The sequence below is a fragment of the Kocuria sp. CPCC 205231 genome, from assembly GCF_040980965.1.
Lineage (GTDB): Bacteria > Actinomycetota > Actinomycetes > Actinomycetales > Micrococcaceae > Kocuria > Kocuria rosea.
The window spans coordinates 190,430-208,463 of record NZ_JAVKPP010000007.1 but is presented as its reverse complement, the minus strand read 5'-3'; the positions used below and the strand labels follow the sequence as shown (position 1 = coordinate 208,463).

Annotated in this window: 21 protein-coding genes; 17 read left to right on the top strand and 4 right to left on the bottom strand. The window is 66.5% G+C overall.

Annotation, left to right across the window (positions count from 1 at the left end):
* Nucleotides 1-108: 108 nt before the first annotated feature.
* Both RF640_RS09730 and RF640_RS09725 read left to right on the top strand, forming a co-directional pair.
* Nucleotides 109-774, top strand: coding sequence for a glycosyltransferase family 2 protein (locus RF640_RS09730; RefSeq protein WP_368827667.1), 666 nt, complete (start codon nt 109-111; stop codon nt 772-774).
* 51 nt (nt 775-825) lie between these two features.
* Entirely contained in the window at nt 826-1,242 is a 417-nt protein-coding gene (locus RF640_RS09725) for a DUF2304 domain-containing protein (RefSeq protein ID WP_136341343.1), read from the top strand.
* A gap of 16 nt (nt 1,243-1,258) precedes the next feature.
* On the opposite strand, the gene RF640_RS09720 is transcribed toward RF640_RS09725, so the two are convergent.
* A complete protein-coding gene (locus RF640_RS09720) occupies nt 1,259-2,215 on the bottom strand; it encodes a glycerophosphodiester phosphodiesterase (protein ID WP_368827641.1) in 957 nt (318 codons plus the stop codon).
* Between the two features lie 332 nt (nt 2,216-2,547).
* On the opposite strand from RF640_RS09720, the gene RF640_RS09715 reads away from it, so the two are divergent.
* Nucleotides 2,548-2,964: a hypothetical protein gene (locus RF640_RS09715; RefSeq protein ID WP_368827639.1), complete on the top strand. Its 417-nt coding sequence runs from the start codon at nt 2,548-2,550 to the stop codon at nt 2,962-2,964.
* On the opposite strand, the gene RF640_RS09710 is transcribed toward RF640_RS09715, so the two are convergent.
* Nucleotides 2,848-3,489: a tyrosine-type recombinase/integrase gene (locus RF640_RS09710; RefSeq protein WP_368827665.1), complete on the bottom strand. Its 642-nt coding sequence runs from the start codon at nt 3,487-3,489 to the stop codon at nt 2,848-2,850. The two genes, RF640_RS09715 and RF640_RS09710, sit on opposite strands and share 117 nt — an antisense overlap.
* Nucleotides 3,490-3,940: 451 nt before the next feature.
* The gene (locus RF640_RS09705; RefSeq protein WP_368827637.1) at nt 3,941-4,417 is read right to left on the bottom strand and encodes a helix-turn-helix domain-containing protein; all 477 of its coding nucleotides are present in this window, start codon (nt 4,415-4,417) and stop codon (nt 3,941-3,943) included.
* A gap of 121 nt (nt 4,418-4,538) precedes the next feature.
* On the opposite strand from RF640_RS09705, the gene RF640_RS09700 reads away from it, so the two are divergent.
* The 6 genes from RF640_RS09700 to RF640_RS09675 all read left to right on the top strand — a co-directional run bounded on the left by RF640_RS09700 (nt 4,539) and on the right by RF640_RS09675 (nt 10,517).
* Entirely contained in the window at nt 4,539-4,712 is a 174-nt protein-coding gene (locus tag RF640_RS09700) for a helix-turn-helix domain-containing protein (protein WP_368827635.1), read from the top strand.
* 586 nt (nt 4,713-5,298) lie between these two features.
* On the top strand, nt 5,299-6,486 hold the full coding sequence (locus tag RF640_RS09695; protein WP_368827633.1) for a DUF3631 domain-containing protein: 1,188 nt from the start codon (nt 5,299-5,301) through the stop codon (nt 6,484-6,486).
* 329 nt (nt 6,487-6,815) lie between these two features.
* Entirely contained in the window at nt 6,816-6,974 is a 159-nt protein-coding gene (locus RF640_RS09690; RefSeq protein ID WP_368827631.1) for a hypothetical protein, read from the top strand.
* 18 nt (nt 6,975-6,992) lie between these two features.
* A complete protein-coding gene (locus RF640_RS09685; protein ID WP_368827629.1) occupies nt 6,993-7,838 on the top strand; it encodes a hypothetical protein in 846 nt (281 codons plus the stop codon).
* Nucleotides 7,839-8,191: 353 nt separating this feature from the next.
* Nucleotides 8,192-8,836, top strand: coding sequence for a hypothetical protein (locus RF640_RS09680; protein ID WP_368827627.1), 645 nt, complete (start codon nt 8,192-8,194; stop codon nt 8,834-8,836).
* A 208-nt stretch (nt 8,837-9,044) separates the two neighbouring features.
* On the top strand, nt 9,045-10,517 hold the full coding sequence (locus RF640_RS09675) for a pentapeptide repeat-containing protein (protein ID WP_368827624.1): 1,473 nt from the start codon (nt 9,045-9,047) through the stop codon (nt 10,515-10,517).
* A 58-nt stretch (nt 10,518-10,575) separates the two neighbouring features.
* Here RF640_RS09675 and RF640_RS09670 read toward each other — a convergent pair whose 3' ends face one another.
* Complete coding sequence (locus RF640_RS09670) at nt 10,576-11,112, bottom strand: hypothetical protein (protein WP_368827622.1); 537 nt, start codon at nt 11,110-11,112, stop codon at nt 10,576-10,578.
* Nucleotides 11,113-12,237: 1,125 nt separating this feature from the next.
* Here RF640_RS09670 and RF640_RS09665 point away from each other — a divergent pair.
* From RF640_RS09665 to RF640_RS09630, 8 genes are all read left to right on the top strand, one after another.
* Nucleotides 12,238-13,242, top strand: a complete 1,005-nt coding sequence (locus tag RF640_RS09665) for a CpaF family protein (RefSeq protein WP_368827620.1) — start codon at nt 12,238-12,240, stop codon at nt 13,240-13,242.
* Entirely contained in the window at nt 13,239-14,096 is an 858-nt protein-coding gene (locus tag RF640_RS09660) for a type II secretion system F family protein (RefSeq protein ID WP_017833649.1), read from the top strand. The genes RF640_RS09665 and RF640_RS09660 overlap by 4 nt, the downstream gene beginning before the upstream one ends.
* Nucleotides 14,093-15,037: a type II secretion system F family protein gene (locus RF640_RS09655; RefSeq protein WP_017833650.1), complete on the top strand. Its 945-nt coding sequence runs from the start codon at nt 14,093-14,095 to the stop codon at nt 15,035-15,037. The genes RF640_RS09660 and RF640_RS09655 overlap by 4 nt, the downstream gene beginning before the upstream one ends.
* Before the next feature lie 53 nt (nt 15,038-15,090).
* The gene (locus RF640_RS09650) at nt 15,091-15,315 is read left to right on the top strand and encodes a hypothetical protein (protein ID WP_368827618.1); all 225 of its coding nucleotides are present in this window, start codon (nt 15,091-15,093) and stop codon (nt 15,313-15,315) included.
* Nucleotides 15,316-15,317: 2 nt separating this feature from the next.
* Nucleotides 15,318-15,725: a TadE/TadG family type IV pilus assembly protein gene (locus RF640_RS09645; protein WP_052132955.1), complete on the top strand. Its 408-nt coding sequence runs from the start codon at nt 15,318-15,320 to the stop codon at nt 15,723-15,725.
* 127 nt (nt 15,726-15,852) lie between these two features.
* On the top strand, nt 15,853-16,278 hold the full coding sequence (locus RF640_RS09640) for a hypothetical protein (RefSeq protein WP_237740443.1): 426 nt from the start codon (nt 15,853-15,855) through the stop codon (nt 16,276-16,278).
* A complete protein-coding gene (locus tag RF640_RS09635; RefSeq protein ID WP_017833654.1) occupies nt 16,275-16,784 on the top strand; it encodes a pilus assembly protein TadG-related protein in 510 nt (169 codons plus the stop codon). Before RF640_RS09640 ends, RF640_RS09635 begins: the two co-directional genes overlap by 4 nt.
* 354 nt (nt 16,785-17,138) lie before the next feature.
* A complete protein-coding gene (locus RF640_RS09630; protein WP_031283094.1) occupies nt 17,139-18,032 on the top strand; it encodes a LamG-like jellyroll fold domain-containing protein in 894 nt (297 codons plus the stop codon).
* The last annotated feature ends 2 nt before the right edge of the window (nt 18,033-18,034 follow it).

Here is an 18,034-nt window from a genome sequence, read left to right as displayed (position 1 = left end):
GTGTCGTCGTAGAGCCGGGGGATGCCGGATGTCCCTCGCGGACCTATCCAGCCTACCGAAGGGGAGCCGCCCGGAGGGCCGGGTCTCGACCTGTGCGAGAATGTCGTGGTGAATCGCGTGTGGATCGTCATGCCCGTGTACAACGAGGCAGCAGTAGTGGGAGAGGTGCTGGAGGAGCTCCGGAGGACCTTCCCGCATGTCGTCTGCGTCGACGACGGATCCTCCGACGACTCGGCCCGCATCTGCGCCGAGGCCGGCGCCGTCGTCGTCCAGCACCCCATCAACCTGGGGCAGGGCGCGGCGCTGCAGACCGGCTTCGAGTACGCCCTGCAGGATCCCGGGATGGACTGCGTGGTGACGTTCGACTCCGACGGCCAACACCGTGCTGTGGACGCGTGGGACATGGTGCAACGGATCCGCACGGGAGAGGCCGAGGTTGTCCTCGGTTCCCGCTTCCTCGACCGTCGGACCAAGGTGTCCGCGCTCAAGCGGGTCGTGCTGCGCACCGCCGCATTCTTTTCGAAGCTGTCCACCGGCATGGACCTCTCCGACGCCCACAATGGGCTGCGGGCCATCGACCGGGGCACGTTGGCCCGGATCCGGCTGACTCAGAACCGCATGGCGCACGCGTCCGAGATCGTCAACCAGCTCGCCGACATCCGGCCTCGCTGGGTCGAGCATCCGGTCGAGATCATCTACACGGACTACTCGAGGGCCAAGGGGCAGTCGTTGCTCAACGGCGTGAACATCCTCGCCGAACTGTTCGTCAAGTAGTCCGCACCCGGTCCGCACTCGGTCCGCACTCTCGAAGGGAAGACCTGTCCGATGATCTACGCCGTGCAGATCCTGCTGGTCCTCGCCGTGGGCTATGGCGCGCTCGTCCTGATCCGCGGTGGGGCCAATGCGAAGCATCAGGCGATCCGACGCGTGGTGGGCCTGGCCTTCTTCGTCTTCGCGGCGCTGTCCATCTTCTTCCCCGACCTGCTCACGGGCGTGGCCCACTTCTTCGGGATCGGACGCGGCACCGACCTCGTCCTGTACGGCTTCGTGGTGATCTTCATGATCACCCAGGCCACCTCCGCGCTGCGCAACCGCCAGCAGGAGGTCAACGTGACCCGGCTGGCCCGGCACATCGCCGTCGCCGAGGCGGAGCGGCCCTGGGCCCCGGCCCCGGAGCACGCCCAGCGCGCCTCGGTGCGGGACTTCGCCGAGACCTCCCCGGCGCAGCGCCCCGCGGCCTGACCGGCCCCGGCGCGGATCAGGCCTCCCGGAGCACCCGGGACAGCAGGTCCGGCCGGTCCGTCATGACGCCGTCCACCCCCCACCCCAGCAGACGGCGCATGTCGTCCTCCCGGTCGATGGTCCAGACGTCCACCCGCAGACCCGCCTGCTGGGCGCTGCGCACGAGTCCGGGCGTGAGCACGCGCAGGCCCAGGAGCGAGTCCGGCGGCTGCAGGCCCTGGAACGGGAGCGTGTGGTGCTGGTGCAGGCCCAGCAGGCCCAGCAGGCACAGCAGCCGGAAGGCCGCGAACTCCGTGGGGGACGCCGCCGTGGGGACCGCCCCGCCGGAGACCTGCCGGAACCGCCGGATCGAGGCCGTGCGGTTCGTCGCGACGAGCGTGCGCTCCTGGGCACCCGCCGCCCGGACGGCCCGCCAGACGATCTCCTCGGCGCCGGGACGGTTGCCCTTGAGCTCGATCGCCACGGGGTGCTCGGGGAACGCCTCGTAGACCTCCGCGAGCGTGGGGACGTGCACCCCGCGCCCCCGCCACGGGAAGGTCCCGCCGTCGAGGGTGAACGCGTGCCCGGCGTCCAGGCGCTGGAGCTCCGCGGCGGACATCAGCGCGACGGCGCCGGTCCCGTCCGTGGTGCGGTCCACCGTGAGGTCGTGCATCAGCACGGCCGTGCCGTCGGCGGAGGCCTGCACGTCGAGCTCCAGCACCACGTCCCCGACGGCCGCGGCGGCCCGGAACGCCTCGAGGGTGTTCTCCGGGGCGACCTCGGCGCCGCCCCGGTGCGCGAAGACGGCCGGCCAGTCCCGGGGCACGGCTGCCCTCGGGACCGGTGACGGGGCCACCAGGTGCCGGCCGAGGGCCGCTCCGGCCGCGCTCGTGAGCAGGTTCCCGGCGTAGGGGACGCCCGCGCGGAGCAGCGCCCGGAGACGAGCGGCGACGTCGGGGCGTGTGCCGTCCTGCTCGGTGGTCACATGGGTCACGGCGGTCCTTGCGATCGGGGGCAGCGCGGGCGGCACGGGAGTGCCGTGACGCGGACGCCCGGTGGGGAGCGTGTTCGCCCGCCCACCCTACGGCCCGGCCTGCACGCCCTCTTCGGACGTCGCCCTCGCCGACCTGTTTCCATGCGCCCGCATCCTGTGACACTTCATGTGTTTCCGGACGGGAACAACGTCGCAGGTCAGCGACGGCTGTCCACAGGAGCCCGGACGGGGGTTGTGGGGACGACATGGGATCGGCCTATGTTCCTGTGCATGCGCTCCGGGGGGAGCGCCGCCGGCGCGGATCCCGCGCCGGGGAACGCGCAGGGGGACGGATGACGGCACTGCTCTCCGAGGACGCGCTCGGGCTGGTCGAGGCCGAGGTGCGGGAGCTGATCCGGCGCCGGGGGCTGGACCCGGTGCTCGAGCTGGAGCGGACCCGGGAGCTGGTGGACGCCGCGGTGCGCGACTACGACCAGCGCTCGGCGCGCGGGGTGCTGCCGGCCCTGGCGGACCTGGACGCCGCCCGGCGGGTGCTGCTGGACCTGGTCGCCGGGTTCGGCCCGTTGCAGCCGCTGCTCGACGACCCGCGGATCGAGGAGATCTGGATCAACGGACCATTAGATATGTTGCGCCTAGTCCGCACGGGGCAACTGTGCTGCAGTCCGCACGGAGTCCGCAGGATCGGACATGACCTCATCCATGAGCCCTTGGGCAGCCTTGCGCGTCCGGTCCTCTGCGGACCGCCATAGGTGACTGTAGACGTTGAGCGTGATCGACGCGGACCTGTGCCCGAGTGCGCGCTGAACAGTCACGACGTCACATCCTGCGGCAATGAGGCCGGAAGCGTAGAAATGCCTCAGGCTATGGAATTTCGTGGACAGCCCCGCAGCGTCCCTTGTCTTATTCCACTGGTAATCCATGGACCGCGGCCACATGGGACCATCGTTCCTGCCCGGTATCAGCCACTCGTCAGAGCCGTACACACCTACCTCTTCAAGGTGGGTGGACAGCATCTGAAGGAGGCCGTCCGGGAGGTGAATCGTCCTCTCCGATCCGTACTTGGGGGCTCGAACCTCGACCGGTCCTGGCGCGCGCCGCTGGACCTGGCGTTCGACGTGCAAGGTTCGCCGCAAGAAGTCGATGTCGGTCAGTTGCACTCCATTTGCCTCGCCGATCCGCAGTCCAGCGAACGCCCCGAGCCCGACGGCGGCGCGGAAAGAAGGATCAGCGGACTTCAGGAGAGCTCGGACGTCTTCAACCGACGGAACCTCCATGGCATGCTCGCGGGCCCTGACACGGGGCAATCGGACCCCGTCTGACGGGTCTCTCGAAATGATCTGGTCGCGGACCGCAGCACGAAACACCGATCGAGCATGACTGACCCGCGTGTGGATTGTCCGTGGTGCCAGCTCACGGCCAACCATCTGCTGCACCCATCCCTCCATATGGGATCGCCGGATCTGACGGAGCTCGACGTCTGCGAACGGCGCCTGCTTCACGACAAGGTCCATGTTCTCCCGAGTGCCGGCCTCCCAAAGCTGGAGCGGCGCCCAGGAGCCGTAGAAATCGCGGAAGGTGACGCGGCCAGCATTGGGGTCAACGTAATCGCCACGTACCTGGGATGCCGTCACAGTATTCAGCCACTGCTGCGCGTCAATCTTCCGAGGGAAGTGCCGAGCGTGTTCCTTGCCGTCCCCGTCGCGGTAGCGGGCACGCCAGGAGCCGTTAGGGCGTTTCTTGATGCTTGCCATGTTTGCCTTCCAACGTCATCCGGTCTGCCGGGGACAGCCCGTTCAGCATGTCCTCGTACCTCTTTGTGGCGAGCTCAAACTCAGCCCGTACCTGCACTTCACGGTTGGCAAGCTCTTCGAGCTCCTGGGCTAGTCGGGCACACTTCGATGCCTGTGCGGACAGGTGCCGGTACACAGCGGCGTCTTCTTCAGACATAAAAAAGTCGGTGATCTCTACATCGAGAAGTGCAGCTAGCAGGTGTAACTCACCTACCGAAGTCGGCCTAGTGCCGTTCTCTATCTTCGCCACTGTCGACTGGCTGAAAGACCGCCCGGTCATAGACAGCCCTTGTGCTAGTGCTTCTTGGCTGTATCCGCGTTCCTTACGCAGGTCCCTGATTCGAGCACCGAAATACTTCTCCCCCATGTTGGCAAGTTCCGCTGATGGTCCTTCAAACGATTCATTCTCCATACGACGGAACACTACATTCCCCACGCGATTGACACCAGTCCCGAAGAAAGCTACGGTATTCCTGCAACGAATAAACAGCATATTCGAGAGACGAGGGAACGTGGTCAATAGGCTGCTGACGTTGGAGGAGACCGCCGAGCTGCTGCGCAAGACGCCGGCCGCATTGCGCTACCAGGTCCACAAGGGGACCGCTCCCAAGTCGGCCAAGATTCTGGGACGGCGCATGTTCCGTGCCGCCGACGTGGAGGCGTTCATCGAGGCGCAGTTCACAGCCGAGGAGACCACGACTACTTGACCCGGCAACGGGTCACCCTGCCTGGCTACGGCCGCAGCAAATGCTGTTTGAAAACTAAATAGGACCTAGCCGGGAGTCCGTACATCCCAGCCGCGCCGGACCATCGCGGTCAGTTCGGCAGCGGGCACGCGCCCGCTATTTCGTCATGTCCAAAAACAGCAAAGGCCCCCGGTGCAGCAACACCGAGGGCCGAAAGCCAATCGACGCATCAGGAAGGACCCCTCATGCATCACGATCACTGTAGCAAGACACTGTCTGAGCAGCTCCATGCAGCACTCACTGAACACACGTTCCTGCACTACCAGGCCGGCCGTCTCGACGGTGTCCCCATTGGCTACAGGCAGGGTGCTGCAGATAAGACCGAGACCAATGCGGCCAGCGCGGAGCATGCCGCCCGGGTGTTCTACGCGATGACGGCTGAGGACGCTGACTGGCGCCACACTGCCCACGCCCTCAGCGAGGCGGACGGGGTAACCGACGCCCGCCGTCAGGCGGGGGAGTGGGCCGCGAGAAATTGCACCTATGCCGGTGGCCCCGTGGACTTTTGGACCGGCCGCCCGGTGAGCACTGAGGGGAGGGGTACCGCGTGAGCGATGACCTCGGTCAGATACTCGACGACGTTCAGGCATTCGCTGTGCGGTTCATTGCCTACCCGACCGATGAGGCTGCCCCGGTGCATGCACTGTGGATCGCGCACGCGCACATCGTGGACGCGTTCGAGAACACGCCTCGGCTGGCGTTCCTCTCTCCCGAACCGGGATCGGGCAAGTCCAGGGCCATGGAAATCACCGAGGCCTTGGTCCCGCGCGCGGTACTCACGGTCGACGCCTCGGTGGCCTACGTATTCCGCAAAATCAGCGACCCGGACGGCCTGCCTACATTGCTCATGGACGAGGCCGACGCGGTGTTCAGCCGCAAGAAGGCCGACGGTAACGAGGACCTGCGCGGACTGCTCAACTCCGGTTACCGCAAGGGCGCCACAGCTGGCCGTGTCACCACCCGCGGCAACGAGCTGATCCCTGAGGACTGGCCTAGCTTCTGCCCCGTGGCTCTGGCCGGCCTCGGCAATCTGCCGGACACCCTGATGACGCGCTCCATCATCGTGCCGATGAAAAAGCGCCGCCCGGACCAGAGCCTGCAGCCCTACCGGCGCCGTAGGTACGCGGCCGACTCTCAGTATCTCAACGCCCGCTTGGCCCGGGCCACGGCTCGGATCTTTGACCAGGTCAGGGATGACTGGCCCGACCTACCCGAGGGGATCGAGGATCGGAATGCGGACATCTGGGAGCCCCTTTTCGCCATCGCGGACGCCGCGGGTGGACATTGGCCCTCCACGGCACGGGACGCGGCCGTCAAATTCGTCGCCGTGGCCAAGACGAAGCCCATCACGCTCGGCGTGCGCCTGCTGGGGGACGTACGGACGGCTTTCGAAGGGCGTGAGGCAATGACCACTATGGAGCTCCTGGCTGCGTTGAGGGCCATGGAAACCGCGCCATGGGCGTCCATCAGGGGAGAGCCCCTCGACAGCCGCGGCTTCGCCCAGATGGTCAATAAGTATGAGGTCCCGACCAACAACACCATCCGGATCGGGGGCACGACGGCAAAGGGCTATCGCCGGGCGCACTTCGCTGATGCCTGGGCGCGTTACCTCCCTCCCCTGTTCCCGGATATCGGTAACAGCGGTCACGGCAGTGACGGCGCATTTCAGCCAAACATCTCGGCCGGATGGCATCTGGCATCTAGTACCGCTGCCCCCGTGTCCCTCGACCAGTAGGAAAGGGGGTATGTGCCCCCGACCTACGGCGTTACTCCCGTAACCGACGTTACCGAGGCCCCCGGTGGGGGAGGGGACTGCCGCCACGGTAGTCCGCCCCACGTCCCGTGCCAGCGTTGCCTGGCAGAGGCCCAGGGGGCGGCATGAGCAACGACCCGCTGGGCGGTCTGCCTCGCTATACCGACCAAGACGGCCACGCCGTACCGGTCACCGGCCGATGGTGCCCCGCGTGCTCCTATCCGGTGCATCCGAGCAACGACAGCGAATCCCATCGGCTGTGCCGCCTAACCAACGATTTGCCAGAAACCCACTCACAGAAAGCCCTGACTATGTCTGAGCACCTGCCCACCGATCACCACGACCGGACCCCCGACCCCTCGCGTGCCGAGCTTTTCGGAGCTTGGGCCGCCGAGCGGTTCGTCCCCGCTCATGAGACCCCCGAGGCCCTGAGCCTGGCGGCCTACCTCAACTCCTCCCATAACAACTGAACGATAAGGAACTTCTTCATGCCCACCCAGATGAATCTGCGACCGAACTACGATCCTGCGACTCGGCTTCCCGATAGCGTCCCCGAGGGCGTGGTTGCCGCCTATCTCTCCGCCGGCCTTGAGGCCCCCGTCGTTCCGGGGAAAGTAATTGGGGACGCTCTGCGGGAGCTTCCCGATGCCCCCGCTCTCGCCCGGCAGCTTGTGACTGAGGCTCATGACAACCCGGACCAGGACCCGGCCGTATGGCTGGACAGTGTCCGGGGACGTCTGGCCGACGCTCAGGCCCTCGATCTGCTGCGCGGCACCTGGACACGTGGCAGCCGGGAGGCCCTGGCCGCACGTGGACCCCGCCTGACCGATGAGGCGGCCAGGGACCTCCGGGGTGCCTTCGAGAAGACCGCCCGGGGGTTGATCCAGGCCGCGGCCAAGCTGGACCCCGCCCGCCCCCTTGACCCTGAGGCGGCCGTGGCGCGGGATGCTGGGGCCGCGCTGACGACTGCTCGACGGGAGCTGGCCCGGCTCGGTATCTTCGCCGGCATTCACCCGACTGTGATCAGCACCGGCTACGGCTCCCTCAACAGGCTGGTGCCCATCCTGGCGATTGAGGGCGCCGTCGTGGAGCAGATTGCCAGGAGCATCGGGGAGCAGAGGGTCGTCCTGAACGAGGACCAGCTTGAGACCACGCGCGCTGTGCGCCGTCTCGCCGAGGATGGGAAGCAGGACCTTGACCTCGCAATCCTGAGCGTGGCCCGTGGCGACTACCAGGGCGTCAGCCTGCGTCTGAACAGCACGCGACAGAAGCAGGACACACTGGAACAGATCACTGCTGCCCTGGCCCGGGAAACCGTGAGCAACCGGTCATAGGGCACACATAAGCGCAGCGCGCTAAGCCACTAGACCGGGTCACGGGCGTGCGGCCGCAGATTGCCACAGCGGCCGCACAGCCCTCAAAGATTGGCCAGCGGGCATGCAGGCGAGCTGGTTGAAACCCTCGTCCGGCCAGGTCCATAACAGCAAGGCAAGGCGCCACGACTGGTCTAGGGGTGGGGGAAGGACCCCACCCCCCCGGTTCGGCCCGCTCCCTACGGCATAGCGGTCTCTCTCCCCGGGGTTGGCACCCTGGTCTGACCCGCTGAAGTCATTGATAGCCACGATAGGCGGTCGGTCACTTTCGCTAATACCGTGGGGGGAGGAACCCCCGTTAGAAAGAAGTCTCCATGGCCAGCAGCGTTCCCCCTGTTCCCCCCGACAGCCCAACCGCTTTCCCCAAGAAGCGCCGCCGCCTGTTGGGTTGCCTGACTGTCAGCGCCGTTCTGCTGTTGGGCGGCTGCGGCGGCCTTATCGCCCTGGGCTACGCCGTAGAGGGCACCCAGCCCACGGCCACGCCGACGTCGACCCCCTCAGCGCCCCCGGAATCTTCAGCCCCGGCAGCGTCGCCCACCCCCAAGGAATCTTCAGCCCTGGCAGAGTCGCCGGCCCCTGTAGAGACTTCCGCCCCGGCAGAAAAGCCCCCGGCCGAACCTGAGCCCACCGCCGAGCCTGTCCCGGCTGATGGGGACGTCACTGACCAGTTCCTCGCTACCCAATGGGGCAGGCAGTTTGAGGGCGTCGTCATGGACGTTGACCAGGAGTTCAGCGCCGACGGGACTACGATGCGGCTGGAGGCCGATACGAATTTGGTGGACCCCCGGGGCTTGGACGGCTCGGCTCCTGCGCTGCAAGCAGTGGAGGTTTGCGAGGCCCTCAAAAGCGCGTTCCGCGATGACTGGGGGAAGCTTTTCTCCGTCTACGTGAATGAAGCAGACGGCACCGTGTTCGCCACCAATAAGGCGCCCGGCGAGTCTGGATGCGTCGAGTACTGAGCCCGACTAACAGTGGGAGCGGAGGAGTGGCCCCAACCCGACCCAACGCGCCAGCACCGTTCGTCCGGATGCATATGCGTCGTTGCACATCGCCGATCATGACGTCCTTGCTAACACTTAACCCCGCTACGCCGGGCGGCATTCGCACACTTTCTTTACCGATGGCGGTACGACAAGGTGGCAACTCGACATATGTAAAGATGTATGTATGCTCCTGGAACTTGCGCTGTCGACACTGGGCTCCACTCCGCCCGCACCACCGGTGGATCCCGGCAGTGAGGCCACCGGACTCACGCAACCCATGGCCACAATATTTAGCGGTCTAATTGTCGCATTGGGTATCATTGTTGGTTTCATTACGGCCACCAAATCTCGTCGAAGCGCAGAGTCAATGGCTGCAATAACTGACAAGCGTGAACGAGAGAAAGCCATTCGAGATCACGAGCGTGAAGTCATGTCGGCTCGCCAAGATAGATTTACCACGATTGCGGATCAACTAGCAAGCAATAACGAGCCTGTTCGGTTAGCGGGTATCTATTCACTGGCCGCCTTGGCCGATGAATGGCATGAAGCAGATCGCAAGGACCAGCGAAATGTGTCCATTAAACTAATTTGCGCTTATCTGCGGGCGTCCCTAGTGGACAACAGTGACAAAGAAGTGAGAACAGCAGCCATTTCCGTGATTCGGGACCACACGATCAAAAGCTCAGCATGGCTTTGGCCAAGTTCCATAATTGATTTGAATGGTGCCGATCTAGGAGGAGCCAACTTCATGGGCTCCAATCTCGCCAAAGCTCGCTTTTTTAGGGCAACTCTTGCCTACGTGAACTTCCGTGAGGCAGATCTCACGGAAGCTACTCTGGCCTGGGCGAATTTGGCGAACGCGAAAATGCCTTCGGCGACCCTGGAAAACGCCAATCTAACGAAAGCATACTGCGAAGATGTGGACTTTTCCGGCGCGAAATTGCAGAATGTAAACGCTACAAGCGCCAGTATGACGAGGGTTAAGTTTACAGGAGCTAACCTTAGGAATGCGAACTTCTCTAGCGCGGAGTTGCATAAGGCAGACATGCGGACCGACATTCCTCTTGCTGAAGTCAGACACCCGGTTCCATTGAGTGAGTCTAAGCGAATTAAAGTCGACTTGCATGGCGTAAACTTCGCCAACTCTGACATGACTGGGGCGAAACTATCCAATGCGGATATCTCCCAATGTGACATGTCGAAAGCAAACCTAACGGACGTCCAGGCATTTGATTTGAATTGTTTTGGCATGAATATTAATCAAGTAATCTTTCAAGACGCCAAACTTCGTGGTTCCAATTTTTCGAATGCTACTTTGAGAGGCTGTAACTTCCGCAAGGCGGGACTTGTGAACGCAGACTTTACGGGAGCAAGCATGAAACAAATAGCAAGTCGATGGATATCTGATAGCGAATTGCAACTGACTGATATGTCGAGCGCCGACCTGGCTGGGGCTAATTTTTCTCAGGCCGACCTGTCTGGCGTAAATTTTGGAACTCCTGAAGTAGATGAAGCCATATTCGTATCAACAAACGTATGGGATCCTGAAAAATACAATGTTGTATCCTGGGACGAGAAGACAACATGGCCTGCGGGATTCAATATCAAGGAAGTGATTTCTAGGCAAAGGGAGTCCTTAGGGCTTTCTTCTTCGTGATAAAAATGCATCGCATGGTGAATGGTTTATTCATTCTATATTAAATTGGAATTGCTTCTTACCGAGGCGGTGGATTCCAAAAAAACTTCGTAGGGAGACTCGGGATTAGGGGCGTGCTGGGCTCTACGTTCTTCTTGGCAGGTATTAGCGATGAATGTCGTATCAACCGTGGATTTGGGTCCCCCTCATAGTAGAAGACTTGCGTATTGACCAGACGTAGTAAGTTTTTTGCTCGGTCGGCATCAATGGCTACGTTGAAGGCCCATGGACTGTCGACCAAGGCGGAATGGTACCCCCATCCGACTGCTGGAGGGATTACCAAACGATAATCAAGCGCAACAACCTGCGCGGCTTCGTATCGAGGATTATCGGGATCATGACCGGAATAGTTGAAGATCCAATTGAACAAATCCCGCATGGCTTTTAACTTTCGTTCTTGCTTTATGGTAAGCCCGACCGGGGAGTCCATGTCTCGAATGTTAACCAAAATGAGCGGTTCAGTTGCGATGAATTGGCTTACGGCAACGTAATCGCCCGGGTTTGCCTTGGCTTCAACCATAGCCAGATGTGCCGTCGCCAATGCCAGATAAAGCACGCGTTGTCCTTTTCGGTTGACCCGCCCCGCAGAACCACCGTCCGGACGGGCCCAAATGTCCGCTACATTTTTTACCTCCGATGGGTCTTTCATATGGGCACGAACTCGATAAAGCGGCCTGGTTCCTGCAGGTATCTCAACGGTCCAGAATGGCAAAGAAGCCGAGCGGTACCCCCGCGGAAATATCACATCGTAGATGAGTTCACGTACTTCATTGGGCGTGGCAGCGACTGCGATTTACTGTTTTAAGTATGCAATTTTACGTGCTAGTTCTCGCGCATCGAGCGCATCAAGGTACTCCCTAATGTCAAGTGTGATCTTGCCGCCGTCTGCGCGATTTACTGCCTCCGCGCTCTTGGGGTAAGTCTGGGCAACCCAGTCCCCTAGGAGATTGGGGTCGCCTGAATCACGAATTGCATTGACGAGATCCTGATGAATTTCCGGGTTACTAACGGGCCTACCATCGAGGCCAACAATTCTAATGTCATCTGACATTTTCTCCTCCTTGTTTTGGCTTGCACTTATCGGCACAAATGTTCGAGCATTTGAAATTTGGATAAGTTCTTACTCTGGGCCATAAACATGTCGCACGTTACAGGCAAACTCTGCTAAATCGGCGGATTGTACTTGTCTAGTGTGTCGTGGACTGACTCCCTGCCCGTTTACCGCTGTAGGGAACAGGACAAAAGGAGGTTCGGGTGGTTGAGTCATGAGAGTCTCCTATGTCAAGCACAGGGCTCGGTTGCAAGCGGGGCTGTGCCCCTGAGGGTTCCTGCCCTCGCATTAGAGAGCGCTTAGAGGCGCGCTGGCGTCAAGGCTCACGCCACGGAGGCGGCCGTATTGGGTCACGCGGCGACCGGTACCGCGGTCTCAGTGGATGGCCGGCTGGCAGTGGCGGCCTGTGCGCGCAGCTTGGGCGACATATGGTCCATGTAGGGCCCGGCACTCCATCGATCTCTCCAGTAATTACTTGGCAGTGATATTGACTGTCTGCACGGAGTCCGACCGCAGTCCGCACGGAGTCCGCAGAATATCCGCAGGAGCCCTGTGCCTCGCCATCACCTACAACTACGGAATCCCCGGAATTACGCGGCGTACGGCAGCTTCCAACGTCCTGCAACCATCATGGGGACGTCCTGGATCAACGGCCCCGCGGAGGTCTACGCCGCCCGCGGCGGGGAGTCGGAGCTGACGAGCCTCGTGCTGACCGAGGCCCAGATCCGCAACCTGGTGGAGCGGATGCTCAAGTCCTCGGGCCGTCGCCTGGACCTGTCCTCCCCGTTCGTGGACGCGGCGCTGCCGGACGGGTCCCGGCTGCACGTGGTGATCCCGGACGTGACGCGCCGGCACTGGGCCGTGAACATCCGCAAGTTCGTGGCCCGGGCCCGGCGCCTGGACGACCTCGTGGAGCTGGGTGCGCTGCCGCCGCGCGCCGCGCGCTTCCTCGACGCGGCCGTGGCCAGCGGGCTCAACATCCTCGTCTCCGGCGCCACACAGGCGGGCAAGACCACGCTGCTGAACTGTCTGTGCGCCTCGATCGGCCCCCGGGAGCGGGTGGTGACGGTCGAGGAGATCTTCGAGCTGCAGGTCCCGCTGCGCGACGTCGTGGGGATGCAGTGCCGTCAGCCCAATCTCGAGGGCACGGGCGAGATCCCCCTGCGCCGGCTCGTCAAGGAGGCGCTGCGGATGCGCCCGGACCGGCTCGTGGTCGGGGAGGTCCGGGAGGCGGAGAGCCTGGACATGCTCATCGCGCTCAACAGCGGACTCCCGGGGATGTGCAGCCTGCACGCCAACTCCGCCCGGGACGCCGTGACCAAGATCTGCACCCTGCCGCTGCTGGCGGGGGAGAACATCAGCTCCGGGTTCGTGGTGCCCACGGTGGCCTCGTGCTTCGACCTCGTGGTGCACTGCCACCGGGACCGGCACGGCCGCCGCCGGGTGAGCGAGATCCTCGCGATCGGCAACCGGGTCGAGAACGGCGTGATCGAGACGTACCCGGTCTTCGCCGAGACGGACGGCGCCCTGCTGGCAGTGGCCGCCGAGGCGCCGGCGGCGTGGAAGTTCGAGCGGGCCGGACACCGGGTGAGCGAGCTGCTGGCGGACGACGGCCCGGTCGGAGCAGCGCGGTGAGCGCGGCGCTGGGCGTGCTGCTGGGGGCGGGCGTGTTCCTGCTCTGGTGGTCCTGCTGGGCCGAGGAGGCGCCGCGCGCGGCCGGCCCGCGCCGGCCCGGCCGGCTGCGAGAGCTGCTGCTGCGCGCGGACCTGGCCCGGGTCGGTCCGGCGGGACTGCTGGCCGCCTGCGCCGCGGCCGGGACGCTGAGCGGACTGCTCGTCGCCGCGGTCACCGGCGCGGCGGTGCTCGGCCTGTGCGCCGCCGTCCTGGGCGGTTGGGTTCCCCTGGCGGTGGTCCAGCACCGGGCCCGGCACCGGGCGGCCGCCCTGCGCGAGGTGTGGCCCGACGTGGTCGACCACCTGCGCTCGGCGATCCGGGCCGGGATGTCCCTGCCCGAGGCGCTGATCCAGCTGCAGTACCGCGGACCCGAGCCGGTGCGCCCGGCCTTCGCCCGGTTCGCCGCCGACTACCGCGCCTCGGGGCAGCTGCAGGGCGCGCTCACCCTGCTCAAGGACCGGCTGGCCGACCCCGTGGCCGACAACATCGTCGAGGCCCTGCGGGTGACCCGGGAGGTGGGCGGGACCGACCTCGGCCGGCTGCTCGGCACGCTGTCCGAGTTCCTGCGGGAGAACACCCGCACCCGCGGAGAGCTGGAGGCCCGGCAGTCCTGGACGGTCAACGCCGCCCGGCTGGCGGTGGCCGCACCGTGGATCGTGCTGGCGCTGATGGCCACCCAGCCCGCCGCGATCCGGGCCTACGACACCCCGGCCGGCGCCCTGGTGCTGATCGGCGGGCTGCTCGTCTCCACGATCGCCTACCGCCTCATGCTGCGGATCGGCGCCCTGCCCGAGCCCGAGCGGGTGCTGCGGTGAGTGCTACCCCCGCCCTGCTGGTGCTCCTCGGCCTGGTGCACGCCGCCGGGCTGTGGCTGGTGCTCACCGGCGCCCGGGTCACCGGCCGGCCGTCCTTCGCGACCCGGATCGCCCCGCAGCTGCGCTCAGTGGAGGTCGAGTCGGCGCTGCTCGCCCGCCCCGGGCGCCGCTCCGCCCGGACACCCGGCCGGGCCGCAGCGGGGCTGGACCCGGTCGTGCGCGGGCTGGCCCACCGCGTGTTCCGGCACGCCGCCCCGTCGGCGGCCCTGGAGGGACGCCTGGTCCGGGCGGGCGTCAGCACCACGGCGGCGGACTTCCGCGCCGAGCAGCTCCTGTGCGCGACGGGGGGCCTGCTGCTCGGCGTCCTGCTCGGCGTGGCCGCCGAGGCGCGCTGGGGCACGGGTCCCGGCGGGGTGCTGCTGGCCGTGGGCGCGGCCACGGCCGCCGGGCACCTGCTGCGCGGGCACCTGCTGAGCCGGCGGATCCGGCTCCGCGAGGCCCGGATGCTGGCCGAGTTCCCCGCCGTCGCCGAGCTGATGGCGCTGTCGGTGGGCGCGGGGGAGAGCGCGGTGGGTTCGCTCGAGCGGGTGTGCCGGGTCGCGGAGGGAGAGCTCACCGCGGAGTTCCGCGCGGTGCTCGCACAGACGCGGTCCGGCGCCGGACTCGTGCACGCCCTCCAGGACTTCTCCGCGCGCACCCCGGTGGCGCCCATCGGGCGGTTCGTGGACGGCATCGTCGTGGCCATCGAGCGCGGCACGCCCCTGGCGGACGTGCTGCGGGCCCAGGCCCAGGACGTGCGGGACAACGACAAGCGCGAGCTGATGGAGGCCGCCGGGCGCAAGGAGATCGCCATGATGGTGCCCCTCGTGTTCTGCGTGCTGCCGCTGACGGTCGTGTTCGCCGTGTTCCCCGGGATCGCCGTGCTGGAGCTCGGCTTCTGACCTCTCATCCGGGCGGCCGGGAACCGGCAGCCTTCCAGGAAAGGACACACCCCATGATCCACCTCCACCGGCTCGCCGCCCTGCTCGGCGTCCTCGCCCTGACCCTCGCCGCGCTGCGCGAGCGGCTCGCCGCCGATGATCCGGACCGCGGGGACGTCCCCGGCTGGGTGATGCTGACCCTGATGTCCGCGGTGCTCGTGGCCGGTCTGCTGCTGGTGGCGCAGCCGGCCCTGGAGGGGCTCTTCCAGGACGCGATGGCGCGCGTGAGCCAGAACTGAGGATGGGCGAGGAGCGCGCCCGGCCAGGCGCTGGGCCCCCGGGGACGGACCGGGGCAGTGCGGTGGTCGAGTACGTGATGGTGGCCGGCCTCGTGGCGATGATCTTCGCGGCCACGCTGCAGCTGGCCCTGGCCCTGCACGTACGCAACACGCTGATCGACGCCGCCGCGGCGGGCGCCCGGTACGGCACCCTGGCCGACCGGTCGCCCGAGGACGGGGTCGAGCGGACCCGCCGGATCGTCTCCGGCGCCCTCGGCCCCCGGTACGCCCAGGACGTCGTCGCGACCACCGCGGCGGTGGGCGAGCTGCGGACCCTGGAGATCACGGTGGTCTCGCCCCTGCCCGTGGTGGCGCTGTTCGGTCCGCCCGACTCCCTGGAGGTGCGCGGCCATGCCGTCCTCGGGGATTGAAGCTCCTGCCTCCAGCGGAGCAGCGGCATCGACGGCTACGGCTGCTTCGACCGCCTCGCCCGCCTCGACCGGAGCGACCGGCGCGATCGGAGCGACCGGGACGGCCCGTGCGGCCGGGCCGCCCGATGTGCTCGGGAGGACTGCGGGCGGTGACGAGGGCAGCGCGGTCGTGGAGTTCGTGGCGCTGGGCACGCTGCTGCTCGTCCCCGTGGTCTACTTCGTGCTCGCGGTGGCCCAGGTCCAGGCCGGGGCCTTCGGAGTGGTGGCCGCCGCGCAGCAGGCGTCCCAGGTGCTGGCCCGGGCCGAGCCCGGTGCGCTCTCGGACACCGGGCTGACCGCGGCGGCGCGGCTGGCGGCCGCGGACCAGGGCTTCGCCCCCGACCGGCTGGCGCTCCGCCTCGAGTGCTCCGACGGGGCGTGCGCGGAGCCCGGTGCGGTGGCCACGGTGCACGCCACCCTGGAGGTCCCGCTGCCGCTGGTGCCCGGGTTCACCGACCTGGACGTGGCCGTGCTGACGTCCTCGGCCACGGTCGTGATCGGCCGCTACGGATGAGCGGGCGGACCGCCGGACCCGGCCCGCGCCGGGACGGGAGCCGGGACCAGAACCGGGACCACGCCCGGGGCGAGGACCGGGACGACGGGCAGGTGACGATCCTGGTCATCGGCTTCGCGGTCGTGCTGCTCCTGCTCACGGTCGTGGTCATGGGGGTCACCGCGGTCTACGTGGGGGAGCGCAAGCTGCAGGTGCTGGCCGACAACGCCGCGCTCGCCGCGGCCGACACGTTCGTGGCGCTGGAGCCGGGGACGGGCGGCGCCCCGCCCGTCACGGTCCTGGACGACGACGCCGTGGCAGGGGCGGCGACCGCCTACCTCGACACCGTCAGCGCCTGGGCGGGAACGCCGGGCCTGGCCCTGGCCGCACCCACCGGGAGCCCGGACGGGCGGACCGCCGAGGTGACCCTGGCCGCCGTCGTGCACCCGCCGGTGGTCAACCTCCTGGTGCCCGACGGCATCCCGATCACCGCCACGAGCGAGGCCCGCGCGCGACTGGGCCGATGACGCGGCCCACCCGGTTCCGCTGACCCGCGCGGCCGCTCCGGGGGCGGCTCGGCCGGTGCGGGAGGCACGGCGCTCGCAGACGTCAGGGCCGGCCCCGGACCGGGCGACGGAGATGGTCACCGTTCGGGTGCTGTTCGGCGCGATCTCATTGACCGCCCGGGCGCGGCGGCGCACGCTGGTGCCGAGGGGATGTTCCTCCGGACCGGTCCTCGGGAGTGCATCGGTCCTGGTGGGGAGGAGGTGTCGCGACGACGTCCGGTGCGGCCGCACGGCCGGCACCGCAGTGAGCGGGACGCGCACCACGGGAGCAACCGGTGCGGGCGGTCCCGTCCGACACCACATCGAGGTCTCGACATGAGCACTGTTCGCGCGCGGGGACGGTGGAGCACGCCGGTGCAGGGCGTGCTGACGCTGCTGCTCGCGCTGGCGCTGGGCATCGCAGGGCTTCCGCCGTCGGCCGCCCGGGACGATCCCGGGGACGTCCTGCGGAGCGCGGCCCGCCCGCTCTCCTACGACGACACCGTCCGGAAGGACGGACCCGCCGCGTACTGGGCCATGCGCAGCCCCGGTGCGGGCACGGAGAAGGACCTGGTGGGCAGGCTCCACGGCAGCTACCACGGCAAGCCGAAGCGGGCGACCCTGCCCAACGGCGACACGGCCGCGGACTTCGACGGCACCGGTCAGTACCTCCAGGTGCCCGATGCCGCCGCCGTCAGCGCGGGCACGCGCGGCGTGCTCACCGTCGAGGCGTGGATGCGCCCCGACGCGCTGGACTTCCGGTCCCAGGAGGGTTCGGGGTACGTGCACTGGATGGGCAAGGGCGCGCCGAGGAACCACGAGTACGTCGCGCGGATGTACTCGAAGAGCAACTCCGAGAACCGGCCGAACCGCATCTCCGGCTACGCGTTCAACCCCTCCGGAGGGGAGGGGCCGGGGTCCTACTTCCAGGTGCCGGTGCGCAGGGGGGAGTGGATCCACTACGTGCTCGTCATCAACGCCAAGGACAAGGGCGGGGACTATCCGCACGGCTACACGAAGATCTACCGCAACGGGCAGCGCATGGACCAGGACGACCTGGAGCACGACGGCACGGTCGTCGTGCCCCGGCGCGGCAGCGCGCCGTTCCGCGTCGGCACCCGGGACCTGAGGTCGTTCTTCGACGGGGCCGTCGGCAAGGTGGCGGTCTACACCAAGGAGCTGCCCAGGAAGCAGGTGGAGGAGCACTACCGGGTGATGACCACGCGGTGAGG

Excerpts from the sequence above, each read along its gene's own strand:
- RF640_RS09715 (WP_368827639.1), top strand. The coding sequence starts at position 2,548 with ATGACGGCACTGCTCTCCGAGGACGCGCTCGGGCTGGTCGAGGCCGAG.
- RF640_RS09630 (WP_031283094.1), top strand. The coding sequence starts at position 17,139 with ATGAGCACTGTTCGCGCGCGGGGACGGTGGAGCACGCCGGTGCAGGGC.
- RF640_RS09635 (WP_017833654.1), top strand. The coding sequence starts at position 16,275 with ATGAGCGGGCGGACCGCCGGACCCGGCCCGCGCCGGGACGGGAGCCGG.
- RF640_RS09705 (WP_368827637.1), bottom strand. The coding sequence starts at position 4,417 with ATGGAGAATGAATCGTTTGAAGGACCATCAGCGGAACTTGCCAACATG.
- RF640_RS09650 (WP_368827618.1), top strand. The coding sequence starts at position 15,091 with ATGATCCACCTCCACCGGCTCGCCGCCCTGCTCGGCGTCCTCGCCCTG.
- RF640_RS09645 (WP_052132955.1), top strand. The coding sequence starts at position 15,318 with ATGGGCGAGGAGCGCGCCCGGCCAGGCGCTGGGCCCCCGGGGACGGAC.
- RF640_RS09725 (WP_136341343.1), top strand. The coding sequence starts at position 826 with ATGATCTACGCCGTGCAGATCCTGCTGGTCCTCGCCGTGGGCTATGGC.
- RF640_RS09685 (WP_368827629.1), top strand. The coding sequence starts at position 6,993 with ATGCCCACCCAGATGAATCTGCGACCGAACTACGATCCTGCGACTCGG.
- RF640_RS09675 (WP_368827624.1), top strand. The coding sequence starts at position 9,045 with ATGCTCCTGGAACTTGCGCTGTCGACACTGGGCTCCACTCCGCCCGCA.
- RF640_RS09665 (WP_368827620.1), top strand. The coding sequence starts at position 12,238 with ATGGGGACGTCCTGGATCAACGGCCCCGCGGAGGTCTACGCCGCCCGC.
- RF640_RS09710 (WP_368827665.1), bottom strand. The coding sequence starts at position 3,489 with ATGGAGGTTCCGTCGGTTGAAGACGTCCGAGCTCTCCTGAAGTCCGCT.
- RF640_RS09690 (WP_368827631.1), top strand. The coding sequence starts at position 6,816 with ATGTCTGAGCACCTGCCCACCGATCACCACGACCGGACCCCCGACCCC.
- RF640_RS09680 (WP_368827627.1), top strand. The coding sequence starts at position 8,192 with ATGGCCAGCAGCGTTCCCCCTGTTCCCCCCGACAGCCCAACCGCTTTC.